27 protein-coding genes are annotated in these 19,056 nt (G+C 31.0%); 18 read left to right on the forward strand and 9 right to left on the reverse strand.

The window, feature by feature from the left end; genetic code table 11:
* Window positions 1-323: 323 nt before the first annotated feature.
* Together rpoD and dnaG are read right to left on the reverse strand one after the other, a co-directional pair.
* The gene (gene rpoD / locus WC663_03875; protein MFA6296467.1) at window positions 324-1,391 is read right to left on the reverse strand and encodes an RNA polymerase sigma factor RpoD; all 1,068 of its coding nucleotides are present in this window, start codon (window positions 1,389-1,391) and stop codon (window positions 324-326) included.
* Window positions 1,392-1,664: 273 nt separating this feature from the next.
* The gene (gene dnaG / locus WC663_03880) at window positions 1,665-3,503 is read right to left on the reverse strand and encodes a DNA primase (GenBank protein MFA6296468.1); all 1,839 of its coding nucleotides are present in this window, start codon (window positions 3,501-3,503) and stop codon (window positions 1,665-1,667) included.
* A 146-nt stretch (window positions 3,504-3,649) separates the two neighbouring features.
* Between dnaG and WC663_03885 the strand changes: the two genes are divergently transcribed.
* The 11 genes from WC663_03885 (at window position 3,650) to WC663_03935 (ending at window position 9,726) form a co-directional block, all read left to right on the forward strand.
* Window positions 3,650-4,534 carry a hypothetical protein gene (locus WC663_03885; GenBank protein ID MFA6296469.1) on the forward strand — a complete coding sequence of 295 codons (885 nt, stop codon included), beginning with the start codon at window positions 3,650-3,652 and terminating at the stop codon, window positions 4,532-4,534.
* A 16-nt stretch (window positions 4,535-4,550) separates the two neighbouring features.
* Entirely contained in the window at window positions 4,551-4,853 is a 303-nt protein-coding gene (locus WC663_03890; protein MFA6296470.1) for a hypothetical protein, read from the forward strand.
* 13 nt (window positions 4,854-4,866) lie between these two features.
* Window positions 4,867-5,700 (forward strand): KilA-N domain-containing protein, encoded by an 834-nt coding sequence (locus WC663_03895; GenBank protein ID MFA6296471.1) that lies wholly within the window; start codon window positions 4,867-4,869, stop codon window positions 5,698-5,700.
* Window positions 5,701-5,883: 183 nt separating this feature from the next.
* Window positions 5,884-6,255: an SET domain-containing protein gene (locus WC663_03900; protein ID MFA6296472.1), complete on the forward strand. Its 372-nt coding sequence runs from the start codon at window positions 5,884-5,886 to the stop codon at window positions 6,253-6,255.
* A gap of 9 nt (window positions 6,256-6,264) precedes the next feature.
* Entirely contained in the window at window positions 6,265-6,891 is a 627-nt protein-coding gene (locus WC663_03905) for a hypothetical protein (protein MFA6296473.1), read from the forward strand.
* Window positions 6,892-7,059: 168 nt separating this feature from the next.
* The gene (locus WC663_03910) at window positions 7,060-7,599 is read left to right on the forward strand and encodes a DUF192 domain-containing protein (GenBank protein MFA6296474.1); all 540 of its coding nucleotides are present in this window, start codon (window positions 7,060-7,062) and stop codon (window positions 7,597-7,599) included.
* Between the two features lie 4 nt (window positions 7,600-7,603).
* Window positions 7,604-8,002: a DUF202 domain-containing protein gene (locus WC663_03915; protein ID MFA6296475.1), complete on the forward strand. Its 399-nt coding sequence runs from the start codon at window positions 7,604-7,606 to the stop codon at window positions 8,000-8,002.
* A 25-nt stretch (window positions 8,003-8,027) separates the two neighbouring features.
* On the forward strand, window positions 8,028-8,345 hold the full coding sequence (locus tag WC663_03920) for a hypothetical protein (GenBank protein ID MFA6296476.1): 318 nt from the start codon (window positions 8,028-8,030) through the stop codon (window positions 8,343-8,345).
* 28 nt (window positions 8,346-8,373) lie between these two features.
* Window positions 8,374-8,913, forward strand: a complete 540-nt coding sequence (locus WC663_03925) for a DUF6512 family protein (GenBank protein MFA6296477.1) — start codon at window positions 8,374-8,376, stop codon at window positions 8,911-8,913.
* Window positions 8,914-9,195, forward strand: coding sequence for a hypothetical protein (locus tag WC663_03930; protein MFA6296478.1), 282 nt, complete (start codon window positions 8,914-8,916; stop codon window positions 9,193-9,195).
* Window positions 9,196-9,327: 132 nt separating this feature from the next.
* A complete protein-coding gene (locus tag WC663_03935; protein ID MFA6296479.1) occupies window positions 9,328-9,726 on the forward strand; it encodes a cupin domain-containing protein in 399 nt (132 codons plus the stop codon).
* A gap of 28 nt (window positions 9,727-9,754) precedes the next feature.
* On the opposite strand, the gene WC663_03940 is transcribed toward WC663_03935, so the two are convergent.
* From WC663_03940 to WC663_03960, 5 genes are all read right to left on the reverse strand, one after another.
* Window positions 9,755-10,642, reverse strand: coding sequence for a radical SAM protein (locus WC663_03940; protein ID MFA6296480.1), 888 nt, complete (start codon window positions 10,640-10,642; stop codon window positions 9,755-9,757).
* A 189-nt stretch (window positions 10,643-10,831) separates the two neighbouring features.
* Entirely contained in the window at window positions 10,832-11,257 is a 426-nt protein-coding gene (locus WC663_03945; GenBank protein MFA6296481.1) for a hypothetical protein, read from the reverse strand.
* A gap of 202 nt (window positions 11,258-11,459) precedes the next feature.
* Complete coding sequence (locus WC663_03950) at window positions 11,460-11,639, reverse strand: hypothetical protein (protein MFA6296482.1); 180 nt, start codon at window positions 11,637-11,639, stop codon at window positions 11,460-11,462.
* A gap of 155 nt (window positions 11,640-11,794) precedes the next feature.
* Window positions 11,795-12,493 (reverse strand): hypothetical protein, encoded by a 699-nt coding sequence (locus WC663_03955; protein MFA6296483.1) that lies wholly within the window; start codon window positions 12,491-12,493, stop codon window positions 11,795-11,797.
* Between the two features lie 102 nt (window positions 12,494-12,595).
* A complete protein-coding gene (locus WC663_03960; GenBank protein ID MFA6296484.1) occupies window positions 12,596-12,829 on the reverse strand; it encodes a hypothetical protein in 234 nt (77 codons plus the stop codon).
* 144 nt (window positions 12,830-12,973) lie between these two features.
* On the opposite strand from WC663_03960, the gene WC663_03965 reads away from it, so the two are divergent.
* The 5 genes from WC663_03965 (at window position 12,974) to WC663_03985 (ending at window position 15,468) form a co-directional block, all read left to right on the forward strand.
* Window positions 12,974-13,279 (forward strand): nucleoside triphosphate pyrophosphohydrolase, encoded by a 306-nt coding sequence (locus WC663_03965; GenBank protein ID MFA6296485.1) that lies wholly within the window; start codon window positions 12,974-12,976, stop codon window positions 13,277-13,279.
* A 148-nt stretch (window positions 13,280-13,427) separates the two neighbouring features.
* Window positions 13,428-14,441: a magnesium/cobalt transporter CorA gene (gene corA, locus WC663_03970; protein MFA6296486.1), complete on the forward strand. Its 1,014-nt coding sequence runs from the start codon at window positions 13,428-13,430 to the stop codon at window positions 14,439-14,441.
* A gap of 56 nt (window positions 14,442-14,497) precedes the next feature.
* A complete protein-coding gene (locus tag WC663_03975; GenBank protein ID MFA6296487.1) occupies window positions 14,498-15,010 on the forward strand; it encodes an NUDIX domain-containing protein in 513 nt (170 codons plus the stop codon).
* Window positions 14,973-15,185 carry a DUF1653 domain-containing protein gene (locus WC663_03980; GenBank protein MFA6296488.1) on the forward strand — a complete coding sequence of 71 codons (213 nt, stop codon included), beginning with the start codon at window positions 14,973-14,975 and terminating at the stop codon, window positions 15,183-15,185. Before WC663_03975 ends, WC663_03980 begins: the two co-directional genes overlap by 38 nt.
* 4 nt (window positions 15,186-15,189) lie before the next feature.
* A complete protein-coding gene (locus WC663_03985; GenBank protein MFA6296489.1) occupies window positions 15,190-15,468 on the forward strand; it encodes a hypothetical protein in 279 nt (92 codons plus the stop codon).
* Window positions 15,469-15,499: 31 nt separating this feature from the next.
* Here the strand turns inward: WC663_03985 and WC663_03990 are convergent, their stop codons facing one another.
* Window positions 15,500-16,120 (reverse strand): hypothetical protein, encoded by a 621-nt coding sequence (locus WC663_03990; GenBank protein MFA6296490.1) that lies wholly within the window; start codon window positions 16,118-16,120, stop codon window positions 15,500-15,502.
* A complete protein-coding gene (locus WC663_03995) occupies window positions 16,117-16,326 on the reverse strand; it encodes a hypothetical protein (protein MFA6296491.1) in 210 nt (69 codons plus the stop codon). The genes WC663_03990 and WC663_03995 overlap by 4 nt, the downstream gene beginning before the upstream one ends.
* Before the next feature lie 165 nt (window positions 16,327-16,491).
* On the opposite strand from WC663_03995, the gene WC663_04000 reads away from it, so the two are divergent.
* Complete coding sequence (locus WC663_04000; GenBank protein MFA6296492.1) at window positions 16,492-17,832, forward strand: DUF4147 domain-containing protein; 1,341 nt, start codon at window positions 16,492-16,494, stop codon at window positions 17,830-17,832.
* Between the two features lie 61 nt (window positions 17,833-17,893).
* The gene (locus WC663_04005) at window positions 17,894-18,874 is read left to right on the forward strand and encodes a transglycosylase SLT domain-containing protein (protein ID MFA6296493.1); all 981 of its coding nucleotides are present in this window, start codon (window positions 17,894-17,896) and stop codon (window positions 18,872-18,874) included.
* The last annotated feature ends 182 nt before the right edge of the window (window positions 18,875-19,056 follow it).

Here is a 19,056-nt window from a genome sequence, read left to right on the forward strand (position 1 = left end):
TCTAAAAAAAGAATAGTACTCCCTTTCGGGATAGTCTCTGAACCTTATCAATAATTTATATTGATCTTGGCTGCTGATTACCATATTTATTATAAACTTAGGCTTCCAGCAATTCACCTTGTTATCATTCCAAAGTTTCCTTTGGAAGCTGCGAACTTTCACAGCCAACTGCGCTACCACTGCGCTACCCGGGAATAATACTAATTATAAATAACAAAATGATAAATAACTAAATTAAATTAAAAATTTCTAATTTATAATTCTATTTTGTTATTATGTTATTTAGTTATTTTGTTATTTCAAAAAAAGATCTCACCAAACAACTAATACTCTCTAAGTTTTTTTACTAGATCATGAGCGCGAATTTTCTCAAGTGCTTTCGCTTCAATCTGTCTAATACGTTCACGTGTTACTCCAAATTCTCGTCCTACTTCTTCCAATGTATGTCCAACTCCATCAACCAAACCAAAACGCATTTCCAAAATTTTCTGTTCTCTTGGAGTCAAATATTGAATTGCTTCTTTGATATGATCTTTCAATAATCTTAAAGCTGCAGATTGATCTGGAGAAACACTTTTTACATCCTGAATAAAATCAGATAACGTGCTTTCATCATCATCTTCACCAACCGAAGTATCTAAAGAAACAGTGTCTTGATTTATTTTAATTATATTTCTTGCTTTGTCAATCTCAATTCCCATTTCAGAGGCAATTTCTTCTGGCAATGGCTCTCTACCTAATTCCTGGACTAATCTTCTTTCTACTTGAGTAAATTTATTAATTGTCTCAACCATGTGTACTGGAATTCTAATTGTTCTTGATTGATCAGCTAATGCGCGAGTAATAGCTTGCCTAATCCACCAAGTTGCATATGTTGAAAACTTATAGCCTTTGCGATAATCAAATTTTTCAACAGCTTTAAACAAACCCATATTTCCTTCCTGAATCAAATCAAGCAAAGTCAAATTACGTCCAGTATATTTTTTAGCAATGGAAACAACCAATCTCAAATTAGCTTCAACTAACATTTTGAAAGCTTCTTGATCTCCAGCATCTTTTCTTTTTGCTAGATCAACTTCTTCAGCATTTTTTAATAATGGTACCTTGCCAATTTCTCTCAAATACATCTGAATCGAATCAGAAGATAACGCACTCAAATCAATTTTAGATCCTTCTTTTTCTTTCTTTTCTTCCATAATCAATCTTTCTTCAGGCTGTTTTACTGCAATGCCATTTCTGATAAATTCATCAATCAAATCTTCCAAAACATCAATATGATCTTCTAAATAAGGAATAGTATAAATAATTTCATTTTCAGTAACAAAACCTTGTTCTCGTCCTTTGCGAATCAAATAATCAATATCTTCTTTTTTGATTTCTTTTCTTTCTATAAACATCCTTTGCGGACGACCTTTCTTTCTTAATTTTGATTTTCTAAAATGAGATTTTCCAATACTAGAATTTTTAACATGATATTTCTTGCACATTTGGCAATAAAACTCCTTGCCAGTTTTTTCTTTTTTCTTGGCAATATTTTTTCTAGCATTTTTCTTGTCCATCTTTTTATTCATTTTTCTAGAAATTTTCTTAATATTTTTTTTCTTTTTTGCCATATAATAAAAGTTACTAAATATTTAATATTTTAAATACTAAATATTTAATCCCTAATATTTTAACTTCTGTGACAAAATATTGAATTGTGTACTTAATTCTGTGACTTTTTTAACATCTTTTGCAACTTCTGCATTTCGCATTTCTGCCTCTATTTCAACCATTTTTTTCTTTAAATCAATTTCAATCAATCTTTTCAAGCATTTATCAATCTCATCATTTGGTACAAAAATCTCGCCTCTCTCACGTTGGCTTTGTTCTTTTTCGATCCCTAAAACCAATTCTTTAGCAAATAAAGTCAAACCAGCCGAATCCTTTTCTAATTCAGAACAAAAAGAATGGAACTCAAATGATTTAGTATTATTATAATACGCTTTTATTTCTTTGTAAAGTGAAGTTATCCGCTCATTAAATAGCCCTAAATCGAAATTTTCCAGCTTCTTAAAATTATGAAAATTACTCATAATCAAACCGAATAACCGTTCCTGCAATAAATCTGTTTCACTTTCATTGTCCGCCGAAGCTCCAACCGCAGTTGGAGCGAAGGCGGATGGTTTTTTATATTCAGAACGCTCAACCAAAATTCGCATTTCATCACGCAAAACATCTTCACCAACAGAAATCAATCCAGCTAGTTTTTGCAAATAAAATGCCTGCTCAACTTTGTCAGAAATCTTTTTAATTTTAGGCAATAAAAATTTTGCCATTGCTTTTTTATCTTCTACTTTTGCCAAATCTAACTTGCTCAAATTACTTTCAAAATAATAATCCATAATTGATTTTGCAGAATTAATCACATCTTTCCAAACCTTTACACCTTCAGTTTTTATAATGTCATCAGGATCTTTCACTTTCCCATCTTTTTCTGGCATTGTTACTTTAATATTTAATCCAGATTCCAATGCTAAATCGATTCCTCTTTGCGTTGCCATATTTCCAGCTAAATCCATATCAAAAGAAAAAACAACATTATTTGTATATCTTTTTATTAAATCAATTTGCATTGATGTTAGCGCAGTTCCAGAAGATGCCACTACATTTGTAACATTTGCTTGATGCGAGGCAATCACATCCATATTTCCTTCTACAATAATGACTTGGTCTTCTCGCCTAATTTCCGATTTTGCAAAATTCAATCCATACAATACTCTGCTTTTATCATAAGCCAATGATTGCGGAGTATTAATATATTTGCCCATATTTTTTTCTTCACGTAATTGCCTTGCAGTAAATCCAACTACATTATTCTGCCCATCCCAAATCGGAAACATTAAACGAAACCTAAATCTATCATAATAACCAAGGTTCTGTTTTCTGTTTTCTGTTTCCTGATTACTTCGTCTAGGTACCACTAAACCCGAAGCCAAAATCTCATCATCTTTAAACCCACGAGAACGCAAAAATCTAGATAGCATTTCCCAATCATCAGGCGAAAATCCTAATTTAAATTGCTGAACTGTTTCTGGTTTTAATTTTCTAGAAATAATATAATCTCGCGCAATTTGTCCGCTTTTACTTTTTAATAATGCTTGATGATAATATTCAGCTGATAATTTTAAAATTTCTAAAACTTTTGCTCGCTTAGAATAAAATTCTGGCTGTTCTCTTTTTAATTCAACTCCAGCTTTGTTCGCAAGAATTCTTAATGCATCAACAAATTCCAATCCTTCCATTTTCATCACAAAAGTGAATATATCACCTCCGACGGAACAGCCGAAGCATTTGAAAATTTGTTTATCTTTAGACACAAAAAGAGAAGGCGTTTTTTCGTTATGAAAAGGACACCTTGCTTTAAAATTATTCATGCCAGCAGGTTGTAATTGGATATATTCTGAAATCACATCAATAATATCCAATTTTTCTTTTATTTCTTCAGATGGTTTACCAAACATAATTTTTTCTACCCTGCCCACGGCAGGGGTTCGAATCAATTAACATCTAATTATAGCTTTATTATAAGACAAAAACAATAAGAAAAGTATTACTTTATACAAGGAAAAATGTTATATTACTCGTAAGAAACTAATCATCAATTTTTATGAATGATAATTTTGAAAAAAAATTAATTGATATCATTGGAAAAAAATTCAAATTTATATATGAGCATAATAGGGCTGATATGTATCTTAATGAATATGATTTTGATATAGAAATATACAATTTAAAAACCGTTCAATCTGAATTAAAAAAATTTACCGAGACAATCAAAAACGAATTGAAACTTATTGAAAATTGTAATTATTTTCAAATAGATATTTTTTTTAAAATCTTTAAGGAACAAGAAAGAAAGAAAACATGCGGAATAATAATGGATAAAATAAAAAAATTTATTAAAGAAAAAAAAGAAACAATATATGAATCTGACAATTTAGAAATCAAAATCTATTTCACAAATAGAACGGAATATATTTCAATTCCATTAACATTCCTTCCAAACGAGAAAATTAAAAATACAATCAAAAGATACCAAATATTAGGTCAAGAAAAAAATTTTCAGTATTCTTTTTCTTTCTCTGGACTTCATAAAACCTATGCTAAAAATATTCAAAAAAAAGCAGAAATGAAACAAATCAGAACAGATTCAGGATTATTGATTGTTGGACTAGAAAATTGGACTCCTAACTTATTGAAAAGTTTAGATGAAGAAATTAAAAACTTTATTAATAGAAAAAACATAAGTCATTTTGTTTCAGAAATTTTTTTGATACCATATTCAATTAAAAAGGAAGAAATTATAATTGATGGATTAGTTACCTATAGAAATACAAATCCGAACTCAAAATTAATTACTGAAAATTTACGCAAAAAAATAATCGAATGCATTGAAAAAAAATTCTTAAAAAATCAAGCTAAAGATATAATTAACGATAAAATTTCAATATCAACTTCCAGAAATATACAATTGCAACCTTTTATTATCTAAAATAAGCTCAAAATTTATGCTCAACCTCAAAAAACTCCAAAAAGAAATTTACCAAAATAAAGTCGCCAAAAAATTCAACACCACTGATATCAATTTTGAATTTGCCTTAACCTATGGCGAGCTTGCAGAAGCCTATAATGCCTACCGCAAAAAATTGCCAGATTTAGGCGAAGAATTAGCAGATGTTGCAATCTATCTTCTTGGAATTTCAGAAATTTTAAAAATTGATCTAGAAAAAGAAATTTTAAAAAAAGTTAAAAAGAATAAAAATCGCAAATATCAAAGAAAAAATGGAGTATTAATTAAAACAAAAGATTAATAAAATCATTATAATGTCAAAAAACACAAAACTAAATGTTAAAGGTTACGAAATCGTTACCTTTAAAAATAACAAAAATGATTATATCTCTTTAACTGATATCGCAAGACATAAAGATCCTGTCAATACAGATGATATTATAAAAAATTGGCTCAGGAATAGAAATACATTGGAACTATTAGGTTTTTGGGAGATTATGTATAACCCAAGTTTTAAACCCGTCGAATTCGACGGGTTTAAAAAACAAGCGGGATTAAATAGTTTTACAATGACTCCCAAGAAATGGATTGAATCAACAGGTGCTATTGGAATTATTTCAAAATCAGGAAGATATGGTGGAACATTTGCGCATAAAGATATTGCATTTGAATTTGCTTCATGGATTTCCATTGAATTCAAATTATATATTATTAAAGAATTTCAACGTCTCAAAGAAGATGAATCAAAAAATCTTCATCTTGAATGGAATCTCCAAAGAACATTAGCAAAGGTTAATTACAAAATACATACTGATGCTATTAAAGAAAATCTAATCCCACCTGAATTGACCAAAAATCAAATTAATTCAAAATATGCCAACGAAGCGGATTTGCTCAATATGGCATTGTTTGGAATAACTGCAAAAATATGGCGAGATCAAAATCCAAAGTTAAAAGGAAATATTAGAGATTACGCCACAATTGAACAGTTAGTAGTTTTGTCCAATCTTGAAAGTATAAACGCATTGTTGATTCGTGAAGGACTTTCTCAGAAAGATCGAATCTTAAAATTAAATATCACTGCAATAATTCAGATGAAATCGCTTTTAACAAATAATGGAGTAAAAAAGTTAAGATCACCGAAATAAAACACGCAGAGATGTTTTAGGCTCAGGCATCCCCTCTTAATTCCCACTGCCTTCGCCCAAAACAAAATATTAAAGAAAAAATGGAGTATTAATTAAAACAAAAGATTAATAAATATTTTTTCTCAATACACAATAAAATAACAGTACAAAAATAATTTTAAATTAATTTAAGTTTATAAAAACATGCTTGTAGTAAAAACAAAGCTTAAAGAAATCGAAGGAAAAGGAATTGGATTAATTGCAGATCAAGAAATTAAAAAAGGTCAATCAACTTGGGTTTATAACCCCATTATTGATATAAAAATATCCAAAAAAGATATTCCAAAATTAGCTCAAGAATTTTTCAATACTTATTCTGTTGATATTGGTAAGGATTATGTTTTTCTCAATATCGATAATGCAAGATTCACGAATCATTCAGATAATCCAAATACTGAAAACCTAGGCACGCCGGATAAAGATAATATTGCGATTAAGGATATTCATATTGGAGAAGAAATAACAGTTGATTACAACAAAATTGATATAAACAAAATTGATTTTCATACAAATTAATTTATATTTATGGCCTCCCCAATCACCCATATTATCTTAACCGCAAAAATATTTGATAACTTTTTTAAAGACAGAAATAAAAAAGAATTTTTTGTTGGCACTTGCCTTCCAGATATCAGGTATCTAAAAGTCATCGAAAGAGAAAAAACACATTTCGAAAATATCAAAATGAATGATTTAAAAAAAGAAAATAGTTTTTTAGCAGGATTAAAATTTCATTCAATTGTAGATCAAGTTAGAGAAGATTTTATCGTAAAAAATAATACCTATAAATTATTTCCTCAATCAAGATTTTCTCTTCTTGGCCTAAAATTAGCTGAAGACAGAATATTATATAATCATGTCCAAAATTGGCAAGAATATATTGATTATTTTAATGATATTTTAATAGATGAAATAAATTTAGGATTAAAAAAAGAGGATATAAAAAAATGGCACACAATGCTTCAACAATTGTTTTCTCATTATCCTAATAAAAAATCAATACAAAATTTTTCATCAAAAATATTTTTTTCTAATCAAGATATAGATGAATTCGATAAAATAGCAACGCAACTTAGTACTGATAAAAAAATAATTAATATAATTGAAAATTTATATAATAATTTTGATACATTAATTAAAAATTATAAATAATTAAAAACAAAAACATGAAAGAAAAAGTTTACACCGGATCATCTAGCGCAATCTATTGCCTCGGCTTCATCGGCGCTGCAGTTTATTACATTGGCCATGCACAAGGATTCTGGATGGGCGTCTTAGGATTTCTACAAGCATTAGTTTGGCCAGCACTACTAGTACTTCATGCATTGGAATTTTTATACAAATAATCACAAAAAAATCCTTAATAGAAATACAAAAATAATCATTCTCGCTTTGATTCTGTTTTTTATCTCAGTAATTACAATATCTGCTTATTTTTTTCAAAAAAACAAGAATCAAACATTAACAAATAAAGTCGCTCCAACTTTTACCAAAAATGGCGAGCTTCAATTTCTCAAAAAAGACAATAGCTTAATTACTACAATTGACATTGAAATTGCCGAAAATGATCAAGAAAGAGCAAAAGGTCTAATGTGGCGAAAATCAATGCCAGAAAATTCCGGAATGCTATTTCTTTTTGATAATGAAAAACAATTATCTTTCTGGATGAAAAATACTTTGATTCCATTAGACATTATTTATGTTAACAAACTTAAAGAAATAACTGATATTCACAATAATACTGTGCCACTTAGCGAAATATCAATTCCATCAAAAAAACCAGTCCAATTTACTATTGAAGTTATTGCTGGATTTTGCAATAATAATCAGATCAATATTGGCGATAAAATTAAATTTTAAATAAATGAAAAATAAAGTTAACAATTTGATTCTCAGAGACCATCTTGCCTTAGACCGCACCAACCTCGCCAATGAACGAACTTTTTTATCTTATGTCAGAACTTCTCTTGCCTTCATAATTTTAGGCGCCTCAATCATAAAATTATTACCTACTACTTTCTATCTAATTATCGGCTTAATTACTTTGACAATCGGATCAACCTTTTTCTTTTTCGGCACTTATAAATTCTATCAATTCAAGAAAAAAATAAATCAAAATTACTACAATGATCAACAAATCTTGACATCTCAAAAACAAAATGCCGAAGAATCCAACACAAGAACAGCAAATCCAATAATATATCGACGACCAAAAGTATTTCCAGTATCGCAAACCAACTTCAAAGATTATCCAAGAAATTAAAGAATACTAAAAATAAATTATAAATATGAAAAAAATACAACTTGGAATTTTACTTGGAATAATAGCTGGAATAATCGATATTATTCCAATGATTCTTCAAAAATTAACTTGGGATGCAAATCTTTCTGCATTCTCTTTTTGGATTATTTCAGGATTTTTTATTGCCTCAACAAATTTAAAAATTAAAGGCATCGCCAAAGGAATAATTATTTCTTTTATTGTCTTATTGCCTTCTGCAATCATGATTGGATGGAAGGAACCATTCTCACTCTTACCTATTATTATAATGACCTTAATTTTAGGTGCGCTATTAGGATTTTTTGTTGAAAGATACGGCAAATAATTTATTTTAAAAATAAAAACAAACAAAAATGAAAACAAACAAAAAAATCATAAATTGGGAAATCGCTTCAACATTATTTGTAATCTTCTTCGGTTCTTTCCTGCATTTTATTTATCAAATTTCAAATAATTCCGAATTTGTTGCATTATTTGCGCCAGTCAATGAAAGCGTTTGGGAACATCTGAAACTTGGCTTTTGGGCCTTGTTCATTTTCATGATTTTAGAGTACTTTTTTATCAATAAATTAGTTCACAATTTTTTCCTTGCCAAATTTTTAGGAATTATTGCAATGGAATTAACAATTGTCATCATTTTTTATAGCTATACCTTTTTTACTAAAGAAAGCATTTTATTTGTTGACATCAGCTCATTCATTATTGGCGCCATTCTTTGCAGTCTAGTTTGTCTAAAATTTTATAAATTTAAATTAAAAACTAATTTTGATTCAGTTGCTGCAATTGGCTTAATTTTAATTGCTTTTACTTTTATGGTATTAACTTTCTTTCCTCCTCAAGTTCCAATCTTTTTTGATAAAACTGTTAACCAATACGGCATCCCACAAAAATAAATGAAACAAAAAATAAAGAAAAATTCCTTGTCCTCCGACCTGTCCATCGGAGCAAAAGCGAAGATGGAAGTCTCGAGACGAAGGAGGATAAAAACAATTTTCGTCATTCCACTTTACACAATTTTAGGCGGACTTTTAGGCTACTTTCTTTCCTGGTTAATCGCCTTAATTTTATTTCCAAATAGTCAGGCTGGACTTAGTTATATTTATACAGTAATTTTATTCATAATTATCGGCCTAATTTTAGGCATAATAATTGGCATCAAACGCAGCCGAACATAAAAATAGTTTCCGCTTCTTCCGCGTTCGCTTCCGCGTTATTCCGCGTTAAAATTGATAAATCTTTACAAAACATCCTCAAATCTCAAAACTTTATAAATAATTAATAACACTTATTAACTTAACAACAAAAATATGAAAGGATTCAACGCCAACATCGAACAAGAAACTTTACAAAACACCAATTTTCGTAAAGTCTTATATACAGGCAAACACAGTCAATTAGTTTTAATGAGCTTGAAACCAAAAGAAGAAATCGGCATGGAAGTTCATAATGACAATGACCAATTTTTTCGTTTTGAAAAAGGCCAAGGATTATGCATAATTGATGGCAATGAATATGATTTAAAAGACGGATCTGCAATTGTTGTTCCGTCAGGTGCACAACATAATATTATTAATACTTCAGACACTGAAGATCTAAAACTATATACAATTTATTCTCCTGCTCATCACAAAGATGGAATTGTCAGAGCCACAAAAGAAGAAGCAACAAAAAACGGACCAGAATTTGATGGCAAAACAACAGAATAAAAAAACAGCGCAAAGCACTGTCAAAGAACTAATAACCTAAATCCTCCAAAATCTCGCCTTCTTTCAACCAATATGGATTGCCATGATTCAAAAAACTTCTAGTATAAATCGTATCCACAATTTCAAATGCCACTCTGATCAATCCTTCACCAAGATAACTTTTTCTACCGCCTCCCAAAACTAACGAAGTATTCGGAAAAGCAATTCGAAGTTGAGCCAATCTTCGTAAAACTTCCAAAGGACTAATCAAGCCTGAAGGCAAATCAACACCATGAATCGGAGTAAAAAAATTAATTACAATTCCATCAACCTGGAATTGTTTTAATTTTTGAAAGATAATTTCCAAATCAGCATCTTCCTCACCCAAGCCAAGAATAAAACCTGAATGAAGTGACAATCCAGCTTCTTTACACAGATGCATTGATTCAAGCTTTTCTGCCCAATCATGCGATGTTACCATCCTTCCAAAAATTCGCGGAGCAGTTTCCAAATCATTAACATAATAAGCATAGCCCATTTCTTGTAAAAATTGAAAATTTCCAATTTCTCTTGAAAGCCCAATATTCAATCCAACTCTGCAATGTTGGCATGCAAATCTGAATCTTTCCAATTCCGACAACAACTTTGCATTAATCCTTTGCGTATTGTTAATAAGTTCCAATCCCTGTCTCTGGTCTCGTATTTCAGTAAGCTCTTTTTGCAAAGTAGCAGCATCAAGCTTAGGCCTTTCTTCAATTGGAATAATCCTATTATTCCAACCACAAAATTTGCAATCTGCACTGCATCTCTCAGAAATCAAATAACCACTTGCCACTCGAATCTGGTGCATTCCAGAAAAATTTGACCTTCTGATTTGCCTTGCCAAATTCAAAGCTTCGTCCAATGGCATAGCTAGAATTTCCCTAAATCCAGTCATTTCCTTTTTCCTCCATCGTCCGCCGTAGTTCCGCAGAACGAAGGCGGACCCATCGTCCGATACTTATCCAAATGTTCAAAAAAAATGAACGTTATTTTGATAAAGTACAATACCAAAAATTATATAGAATAATACGATTAAGTCAATAAAAAATCGTAACAATGTTACGATACCAAAATAAAGAACCAATCAAGCTTCAGCTTTTGCCTTGCGGATTACTTGAATCTTGCGAACATGAAATCTAATGAATGCACAATCAGTTCCGGCAATCCAGAAAATATAATCTCTGCCAATTGTCAAATTCCCAAAAGTCATTGATGAAAAACCAAGAGGAGATCCAGGATTATGAGTACAAGAACCACCAATCATCACCTCCGTTCTTTGAATCTTATCTTCCGGCAATACAGTCAAAGCCCTAGCCCTATCCTTATTCGTATACCCAGTTGCAGGAGTAACAATAACGAAAATATCACGTGCTTCTGCAAATTTACCATAGGTTACAAACAGCTGATCTCCCATTTCAAGTTTTGTCAGATCAAAATTGAAATTTGGATCACTTGCCACCAGCTGGATCTTAGTCGGATCCTGATCCCATCTCGCCCATTGTCCACTCATCGTCTTTCCTCCCTTGTTCGCCGAAGCTCCGCAGACTTGCCTGCCGTAGTGAAACGAAGGCAGGACGAAGACGGACCATTGTCCGCCAGAACTTAACGAAATTATTTTAAAAAGTTCAGCATCAAAAAAGTATATCTTAAATTACGATTAAGTCAATAAAAAAACCGCCTAGCAAGCTAAACAGTTACAAAAGTACAATTAATCAATCGTTCCAGCCTTCTGGAAAAGTACAGCTTGGATTTGGACACTTATTGTCCTTCAAAAAATCTTCAAGCTTGGCAACATGTCCGCAAATCCAACAATATTCCATATCCGGCGGACAAAACTTGCCAGTTGCTCCATACTTCGAATAAATCATTCTTGGCCCCTTCCGAATTGACATTCCAAGAATCTTCTCATTTTCCTGAGACATTTCGCCCCTCCTTCGAAGGTGGAAGGTGCTATCCCTTGACATTAGACTATACACTATAATTAAAATTTTGTCAATAAAAAAACCAAAGATCAATTTCTTTGGCTTTTAATTATTAATTTTATTCTTTAATTTGCAAAATAATTATTCAGCAAATTTACTAAAGTATTTCCAACTCTAGTACCAGATTTTGCATTTGGATGACCATCATATGGATTTGCAACATATTTTGCTGCCAAATATCCATTGTCATTCATCAATTTTTTGTGCAATTGATAAGGCAATAAATTAGTTCTTGATGGATATTTCTCATGATATTTTGCAACATAAGTCGTTGCTAACCAGTTATTAAATTTGATTGCTCTATTCGCCTCATTAATATTTGTCATTGCTTTTGGCAATGGCGGTGTCGACATTGGTACAAACAATTTATTTGGATGGCTATTATAAACACTAAATAATTCTTTATACCAAGCTTTGTATTGAGTTAACATCGCTTTTGAACTAATTGCACTTGCTGGATAACATGATTTAAAAATAATTATATCAGCATTTCCAAATGTTGCCCAAGAATTAAAATCAGAGAATAAAGTCGGAAAATCAATTGGATCAGTTCCACCATCCCACCATGGCGCCTTGCCAGTATATCCATTATTATTTAATGCAGTCTTCATACCATTGTCCCAATAAATCTGTCCAGTTGAGTGATGAACAAAAAATACTTTTTTGTTTGCTCCTGGCGTAGCTGCCAATACTGGTGTTGCCAAAAACATAATTAAAGCAACAAAGAAAAAACTCAAAGTTACTCCAAAAATTTTCTTTTTCATAATTTTTGTTTTTAATTAATAAAACTTACATTAATAATATACCACAAATAAAAAAGACCCGAAATGGGTCAAAAAAGAACGATCGAAATCAAAACAATATTGTCAAACATTTTCGCTAAATTCTAAAACGACAAAACATTTCAATCCAGCATGACTTGATAAAACAGAAAAACCATTTATCCTTTCAGCGCATTCTTTACACATTCTATTATCAACCATGTCATTAGGCAAAAATCCTTCAAATTGCAACTCCTTTCCACATTGTGCAACAAACTTTGAACCTCTGTTTGGCAAACTTCTTGCAAACAACAAATGAGCTGCCTTTATCACTCGCATTTTCCCCTCCTTCAAGTTGTTGTTTTGTTTTGAATTTAAAAATGATAATAATATTTTATCACACTTCATAAGAAAAGTAATCCACATGGTTGTAAGTTTAATATTTTAGGGTTAAAATAATATAATATTTAAATATTAAAATATATGAAATATAATAAATTGGTTCGAGACAAAATTCCACAAATTATTAAAAAATCTGGTTCAATTCCAATTACCCATGTTGCTAAACAAAAAGAATATCGACAAAAATTAATTGAAAAACTTCAAGAAGAAATTGATGAATTTAAAAAAGATCAAAATATTGAAGAAATAGCCGATATCTTAGAAGTCATTTATGCTATTTGCACAACTAAAAAAATTACCAAAAGAAAACTAGAAGCTATTAGAATCAAGAAGATTTTACAACGAGGCGGATTCAAGAAAAAAATAATTTTAGAAGAGACAAAATAAAGTTTGATTGTCTGACTTTAAAAGACTATAATATATCTGAAATATATTTTTGATACATTTTTCAAAATAAAAATAAATTTAAATTTAGAATTCTCAATTCTCATCTCCCACTTCTCATTTCTAATTACTAAAAACAAATATAAAATTTATGAAACTATTACCAAAACATCGACGACGATCAAGAATTAGTCTTATCGATTATAGTAAAGATAGTTATCAAGAAAAAACAATCAAATCGATAACTGAATGCTTTCCATTCAAAAACAAACCGACAGTTACCTGGATCAATATTGACGGACTCCAACAAAGGCAAGCATTAGAACAGCTTGGCAAATGCTATGGATTGCATCCGCTTGTGATTGAAGACATTTATCATACAAGACAACGCCCAAAACTTGAAGATTATGGCGAATATATTTATATTGTTTTAAGAATGGTTTATTATCAAAACAATAACATAAATCAATTAGCCTCAGAACAAATCAGTCTAATTCTAAGTTCAGGCTTTGTTATCTCTTTTCAAGAAGGCATAAGAGGCGACGTTTTTGATCCTGTCCGCAGTCAAATCAAAACTGGCAAAAACAAAATTTCTAAACTCGGCACCGACTATTTATGCTACTCGCTAATTGATGCAATTGTTGATAACTACTTCACAGTCATCGAAAAATTAGGTGATAAAATTGAGGATGTTGAAGAAAAATTATTGCATGATCCAGATTCCAGTACGCTTCAAGATATAAATAATCTCAAAAGAATAATAATTGATTTAAGAAGATCTATTTGGCCTTTACGCGAAGTAATCGGCAGAATGCAACGCGAAGAATCACCTCTGATTAACGAAAATACAAAAATCTATTTAAGAGATATTTATGACCATACAGTATTAGTAATTGAAAATGTTGAAACCTTGCGCGATATTCTGGCTGGCATGATTGAAATTTATCTTTCCACAATTAGCAATAAAATGAATGAAATCATGAAAGTTCTAACAATGATTGCAACAATTTTTATCCCGCTAACTTTTATTGTAGGACTATATGGAATGAATTTTGAATTTATGCCTGAGCTAAGATCTCCTTGGGGCTATCCAGCAGTTCTCGTAATTATGGCAATGGTCGCGATTTCAATGTTAATTTATTTCCGAAAGAAAAAATGGATTTGATTTTAGGAAACAGAAAATAGAAAACAGATTTCTACTTTCTAACAACAAATAATTTTATGCCTTCAAAAATTTTACGCAAAGGAATTGATTATATAGGTGTCGGAACTGGTGCAATGATTTTTAATAATATTGGCCAAGTTTTTTTAGCACAAAGAGGAATAAAAGCCAGAAATGAAAAAGGACTTTGGGATTTTCCAGGCGGATCAGTTGAATTTGGAGAAAAATGTGAAGATGCAACAATTAGAGAAATTAAAGAAGAATATGGTTTTGAAATTGAAATTATGGAATTTTTAGAATTTGTAAATCACATCATGCCAACCGAAAAACAACATTGGGTCTCAACTACTTTCATCGCCAAATACAAATCAGGTCAACCAAAAATTCTAGAGCCAGAAAAATGTTCACAAATAAAATGGATTAATTTAAAAGAAATCAATCCAAGAACTCTAACTATTGCCAGCCAATCAGATCTAAAAACATATATTAAAAAATTCGGTTTCAAAATTCCAAGTCAAATAAAAATAGATTATTATGCCTCAAATCAAATTAGGCCTATACCAACATTATAAAGGCAAAAAATACAAAGTTATTAGCATTGCCAAACATAGCGAAACATTAGAAGATCTAGTTATTTATCAAGCTGAATATGGCAAAAAACAAATTTGGGTCCGTCCAATTAAAAATTTTTTAGAAAAAATAATCGTTAAAAATAAAAAAATTCCAAGATTTAAATTTATAAAATAAAAATATGGAAATTCAAGATTTATTACAACAATCTCGTAAAATTTGGGGCCAACAAAAATTGAATTTATCACAAATTATTGTTAGGCTAGGCAAAGTCTTTGGCGATATTTGCCGATATGAAAGAAACTCACCAAAAGATAAAAAAATTCATACTGATAAAGAATTAAAAAAAGAATTAGGCAATATAATTTTTTCTACCATTAGATTTTGCGATGATTTAGGCTACAAGCCAGAAGATTGTATTAATGAAGCCATTAAATGTCAGAAAAAATTTATAAAATAAAAAAAACCGTCAAAAACGGTTTACAAAAAGATCAACTTGTCCTCAATTCGCCATCAAAATGATGAACCTCCAATTCAATTCCCATCATCTGACACGCATTCTCGAAACGATCAAAAATATCTCTCTGCATCAACAACGTACACTTTGGAACATCTTTTAACAACTCCATCAGACCTCTTTCATCTGGCAACATCTCATCAACATGTCCTTGCATGACAATTCCATGACCTGACTTTACGACAACAATGTCCCATTTCAAGATTCCATTTGGTCCAATTGCACCTTCTTCTCCACGAGCCAGTTTGAAAGGATCAACTTCGTTTTCGCCCTTTTCACGAAGATAAACATGTCCATAATGTCCAAAGAATTCTGAAATCATTGTGTGTTTTGCTCCTGATTCATGCAGATATTTGAAAGAAATCTCACCAGTGTTAACCACCTTAGTTCCCGTAATCACACACAACCGTTGCGCTTCAAAAGCCATCGCTGGATCTGCAACTGGTGCAAGGCAACCTTCTTTGAGACAATCTTGACACACTTTAGAATCATTCAAGTATACCGGCATACGCTTTTTTACCAAAAGATTCTTTCCACAAGAAGTAGCTTCTTTTTCTCCAACCTTTCCCATTCCAGCATAAAGATGTAGTGTCATCTCTCTCCTCCTTCCCTTTCGGGCTCAAAAGCATACAATGCACCAGCAAAATCAATTAATGCCTTGGATTTACATTCAGGACATAATTCATTATCTACCAGATGAACTGTCAAAACTTTTCCAACCCTAAAATCATGACCACAAACTGAAGTGACTATGATTCCATTGAGAAGCATACGTTCGCGATTTATTGGTAAATGTGCCATCGCCATCTCTCTTCCTCCTCTTCTCTGGATTCAAACAACAACAAAATATAATATTATAATAATAACAAAAAGTCAATTATAAAATTAATTCAAAATTGAGAATTAAGAATTGAGAACCTTACGATGCAAGTTTCCCATTTCCCATTTCCCATTTTCCAAAGCTCCATGATTAAAAACAAATCACAGTTAGCAACAACAGAAACAAGAAAACAAGCCTTAGAAATTTTAGAAGCTGGCATTAAAAATGTTTTGCCAGACAAAATTGTCAAAGACTTTATTAATTTTGATTCAAAAACAAAAACCTTAAAAATCCAAGAAGAAGAATTTATTATTAAAGATCGAATTTTTGTTATTGGAGCAGGTAAAGCAACTGGCAAAATGGCTGAAAGTTTAGAACAAGTTTTAGGAAAAAATAATATTACAGCTGGCATAATTAATTGTCCTGATACTGATTATAAATTAGAAAAAATAATAGTTAACAAAGCTAGCCATCCAATTCCAGACCAAAGCGGATATGACGGCATGAAAAAAATGTTAGCTTTAAAAAATGAACACAAAATAAATCCAAATGATTTGATTATCTGCCTTATTTCTGGCGGTACATCAGCAATGATGCCAGCACCTATCAAAGGCATTACTTTAGAAGATGAACAGAACTTAAACAAAGTTTTAATCTCATCAGGAGCAGATATCAAAGAAATAAATACAGTTAGAAAAAAAATATCTCAAGTTAAAGGCGGAAAATTAGGCTTATTTTTCTCGCCAATTCCAGTTATTACTTTAATTTTATCGGATGTCATTGGCGATGATTTAGAAACAATCGCATCTGGTCCAACAGTTCCAGATACTTCAACTGACAAACAAGCATATTCAATTTTAGAAAAATATAAATTACTAAACCAAATTCCTCCTAGTATTGTTACGTTATTTGAAAAAAATATTACTCTCGAAGAATTAGAGCCAGAAAAACTAGAAAATTGCCATAACTTTTTAATTGGTAATAGTAAAATTGCTTTAAGCTCAATGCAAGCAAAAGCCAAAGAATTAGAATTAGAGCCAATTTTATTAACAGCCCAAATGCAAGGCAATCCAGAAGAAGCTGCTAATCTTTATGCATCAGAAATTAAAAAAGGAAAATTTAAAGATTATAATTGCCTAATTTTAGGCGGAGAAACAACTCCAAAATTACCTGCTGATCATGGCAAAGGCGGCAGAAACCAACATTATGTTTTAGCAACACTTCAAGCTTTCATTGATCAAGAATATGAAGGAAATTTTACTATTGCTAGTTGTTCAACAGATGGTTATGATTTCATGAAAGAAGTTGCCGGAGCTATAGCAGATCAAGAAACTACAAAAAAAGCAGAAGATCAAAAATTAGATATCAAAGCTTACTTAAAAAAATTTGATAGCAACTCTTTTTTCACTAAAATTGGCAATTCTTTAATCGAAACTGGCAGAACAGGAACCAACGTTGGCGACATCGTCGTCTATATTTTAAAATAAATTTCGTGTAGAGACGTAGCATTGCTACGTCTCTACACCACGTCTCTACATAAAACAAAAAATGAAAATAGAAATTAATGGCCCAAGACCAGAAAAAATAAAACCAAGAGAAAAATTAAGTCCAATAAAAAATTTATTAAAAGGCTTAAAAACAATTGGCCTTCTTTTTACTATGGGAACTATAGTTGCCTATCCTTCAGAAGGAGAGGAAGAAACGATCATCGAAAGCCAAACAACAAATGATGAAACTTCAGAATCACTTGAAGAAAATATATTGCCAGAAGAACAAAAATCAGAAAAATTATTTCAAGGATCAGAAGAAGAAATTTTTCAGCAAGCACTTGATTTTCCAAAAGATTTTGTTGAACAACAAGGATTAGCTGCTGAATATCAGAATCCAAAACAAAGACAAGAATTAGAAAAACTCATCCAAAATCAAGTCCAAGAAATATTTGACACACATCATCAAAATATCAAAGAATTAGACAAACTTTTCGAATACGTCCAAATTGCCGCGCCAATTATTTTCAAAGAAGCACAAGAACAAAAAGTTCCATTCGCTATCGCTCTAGGCATGGCAATGCACGAATCTAGATGCAATCCATCACTTCATGATTCATTAAGTGGTGCTGCCGGATTATTTCAAATTAAAAAAACAACTGCCGAATCTTTAGGTTTGCAAGTCAGTAAAAAAGAAGATGAAAGACTTGATCCAATAAAAAATACTCGGGCTGCACTAATTTATTTAAAAAAATTATATAATCAATATGGACGTTGGGATCTCGCCATGCTCGCCTACAATGAAGGCATGGGAAATCTAAATCATTATCTAAGAAGTATCCAAGAAAAACCTGGCCAGCCATTATTAGAAAAAATAGATAAACAAAACTTGCAAAAAAAAGAAGTAACCTATCTTTCTCTTCATCAAAATTTTAGTGAACAAAATAAATATCCATTAAATGTTGAAGCTAATGTCAGGCTTTATCTTTGGTATGTTTATGAAAAAGCAAGTTCTGAACAAGATATCTTAGCACAAAAATAAAATTAATATTTGACAATTATTCTAAACAAGACTATTCTTATATAACATACTTTTGCTCCGAGACCAAAAAGGGCTGCTCACACCGCGATATCAAGACAAAGCTGCCCTTTAGTCTCACCGCCATGAACAGAGCATCGCACGCAGCTCTGGTCTCGGAGCAACTTTTCTTGTACATTATATAA

Source organism: Patescibacteria group bacterium, assembly GCA_041662665.1.
Classification (GTDB): Bacteria; Patescibacteriota; JABMPQ01; order JABMPQ01; family JAQVVF01; genus JAQVVF01.

Excerpts from the sequence above, each read along its gene's own strand:
- dnaG (MFA6296468.1), bottom strand. The coding sequence starts at position 3,503 with ATGTTTGGTAAACCATCTGAAGAAATAAAAGAAAAATTGGATATTATT.
- WC663_03885 (MFA6296469.1), top strand. The coding sequence starts at position 3,650 with ATGAATGATAATTTTGAAAAAAAATTAATTGATATCATTGGAAAAAAA.
- WC663_03890 (MFA6296470.1), top strand. The coding sequence starts at position 4,551 with ATGCTCAACCTCAAAAAACTCCAAAAAGAAATTTACCAAAATAAAGTC.
- WC663_03895 (MFA6296471.1), top strand. The coding sequence starts at position 4,867 with ATGTCAAAAAACACAAAACTAAATGTTAAAGGTTACGAAATCGTTACC.
- WC663_03900 (MFA6296472.1), top strand. The coding sequence starts at position 5,884 with ATGCTTGTAGTAAAAACAAAGCTTAAAGAAATCGAAGGAAAAGGAATT.
- WC663_03905 (MFA6296473.1), top strand. The coding sequence starts at position 6,265 with ATGGCCTCCCCAATCACCCATATTATCTTAACCGCAAAAATATTTGAT.
- WC663_03910 (MFA6296474.1), top strand. The coding sequence starts at position 7,060 with ATGCATTGGAATTTTTATACAAATAATCACAAAAAAATCCTTAATAGA.
- WC663_03915 (MFA6296475.1), top strand. The coding sequence starts at position 7,604 with ATGAAAAATAAAGTTAACAATTTGATTCTCAGAGACCATCTTGCCTTA.
- WC663_03920 (MFA6296476.1), top strand. The coding sequence starts at position 8,028 with ATGAAAAAAATACAACTTGGAATTTTACTTGGAATAATAGCTGGAATA.
- WC663_03925 (MFA6296477.1), top strand. The coding sequence starts at position 8,374 with ATGAAAACAAACAAAAAAATCATAAATTGGGAAATCGCTTCAACATTA.
- WC663_03930 (MFA6296478.1), top strand. The coding sequence starts at position 8,914 with ATGAAACAAAAAATAAAGAAAAATTCCTTGTCCTCCGACCTGTCCATC.
- WC663_03935 (MFA6296479.1), top strand. The coding sequence starts at position 9,328 with ATGAAAGGATTCAACGCCAACATCGAACAAGAAACTTTACAAAACACC.
- WC663_03940 (MFA6296480.1), bottom strand. The coding sequence starts at position 10,642 with ATGACTGGATTTAGGGAAATTCTAGCTATGCCATTGGACGAAGCTTTG.
- WC663_03945 (MFA6296481.1), bottom strand. The coding sequence starts at position 11,257 with ATGAGTGGACAATGGGCGAGATGGGATCAGGATCCGACTAAGATCCAG.
- WC663_03950 (MFA6296482.1), bottom strand. The coding sequence starts at position 11,639 with ATGTCAATTCGGAAGGGGCCAAGAATGATTTATTCGAAGTATGGAGCA.
- WC663_03955 (MFA6296483.1), bottom strand. The coding sequence starts at position 12,493 with ATGAAAAAGAAAATTTTTGGAGTAACTTTGAGTTTTTTCTTTGTTGCT.
- WC663_03960 (MFA6296484.1), bottom strand. The coding sequence starts at position 12,829 with ATGCGAGTGATAAAGGCAGCTCATTTGTTGTTTGCAAGAAGTTTGCCA.
- WC663_03965 (MFA6296485.1), top strand. The coding sequence starts at position 12,974 with ATGAAATATAATAAATTGGTTCGAGACAAAATTCCACAAATTATTAAA.
- corA (MFA6296486.1), top strand. The coding sequence starts at position 13,428 with ATGAAACTATTACCAAAACATCGACGACGATCAAGAATTAGTCTTATC.
- WC663_03975 (MFA6296487.1), top strand. The coding sequence starts at position 14,498 with ATGCCTTCAAAAATTTTACGCAAAGGAATTGATTATATAGGTGTCGGA.
- WC663_03980 (MFA6296488.1), top strand. The coding sequence starts at position 14,973 with ATGCCTCAAATCAAATTAGGCCTATACCAACATTATAAAGGCAAAAAA.
- WC663_03985 (MFA6296489.1), top strand. The coding sequence starts at position 15,190 with ATGGAAATTCAAGATTTATTACAACAATCTCGTAAAATTTGGGGCCAA.
- WC663_03990 (MFA6296490.1), bottom strand. The coding sequence starts at position 16,120 with ATGACACTACATCTTTATGCTGGAATGGGAAAGGTTGGAGAAAAAGAA.
- WC663_03995 (MFA6296491.1), bottom strand. The coding sequence starts at position 16,326 with ATGGCACATTTACCAATAAATCGCGAACGTATGCTTCTCAATGGAATC.
- WC663_04000 (MFA6296492.1), top strand. The coding sequence starts at position 16,492 with ATGATTAAAAACAAATCACAGTTAGCAACAACAGAAACAAGAAAACAA.
- WC663_04005 (MFA6296493.1), top strand. The coding sequence starts at position 17,894 with ATGAAAATAGAAATTAATGGCCCAAGACCAGAAAAAATAAAACCAAGA.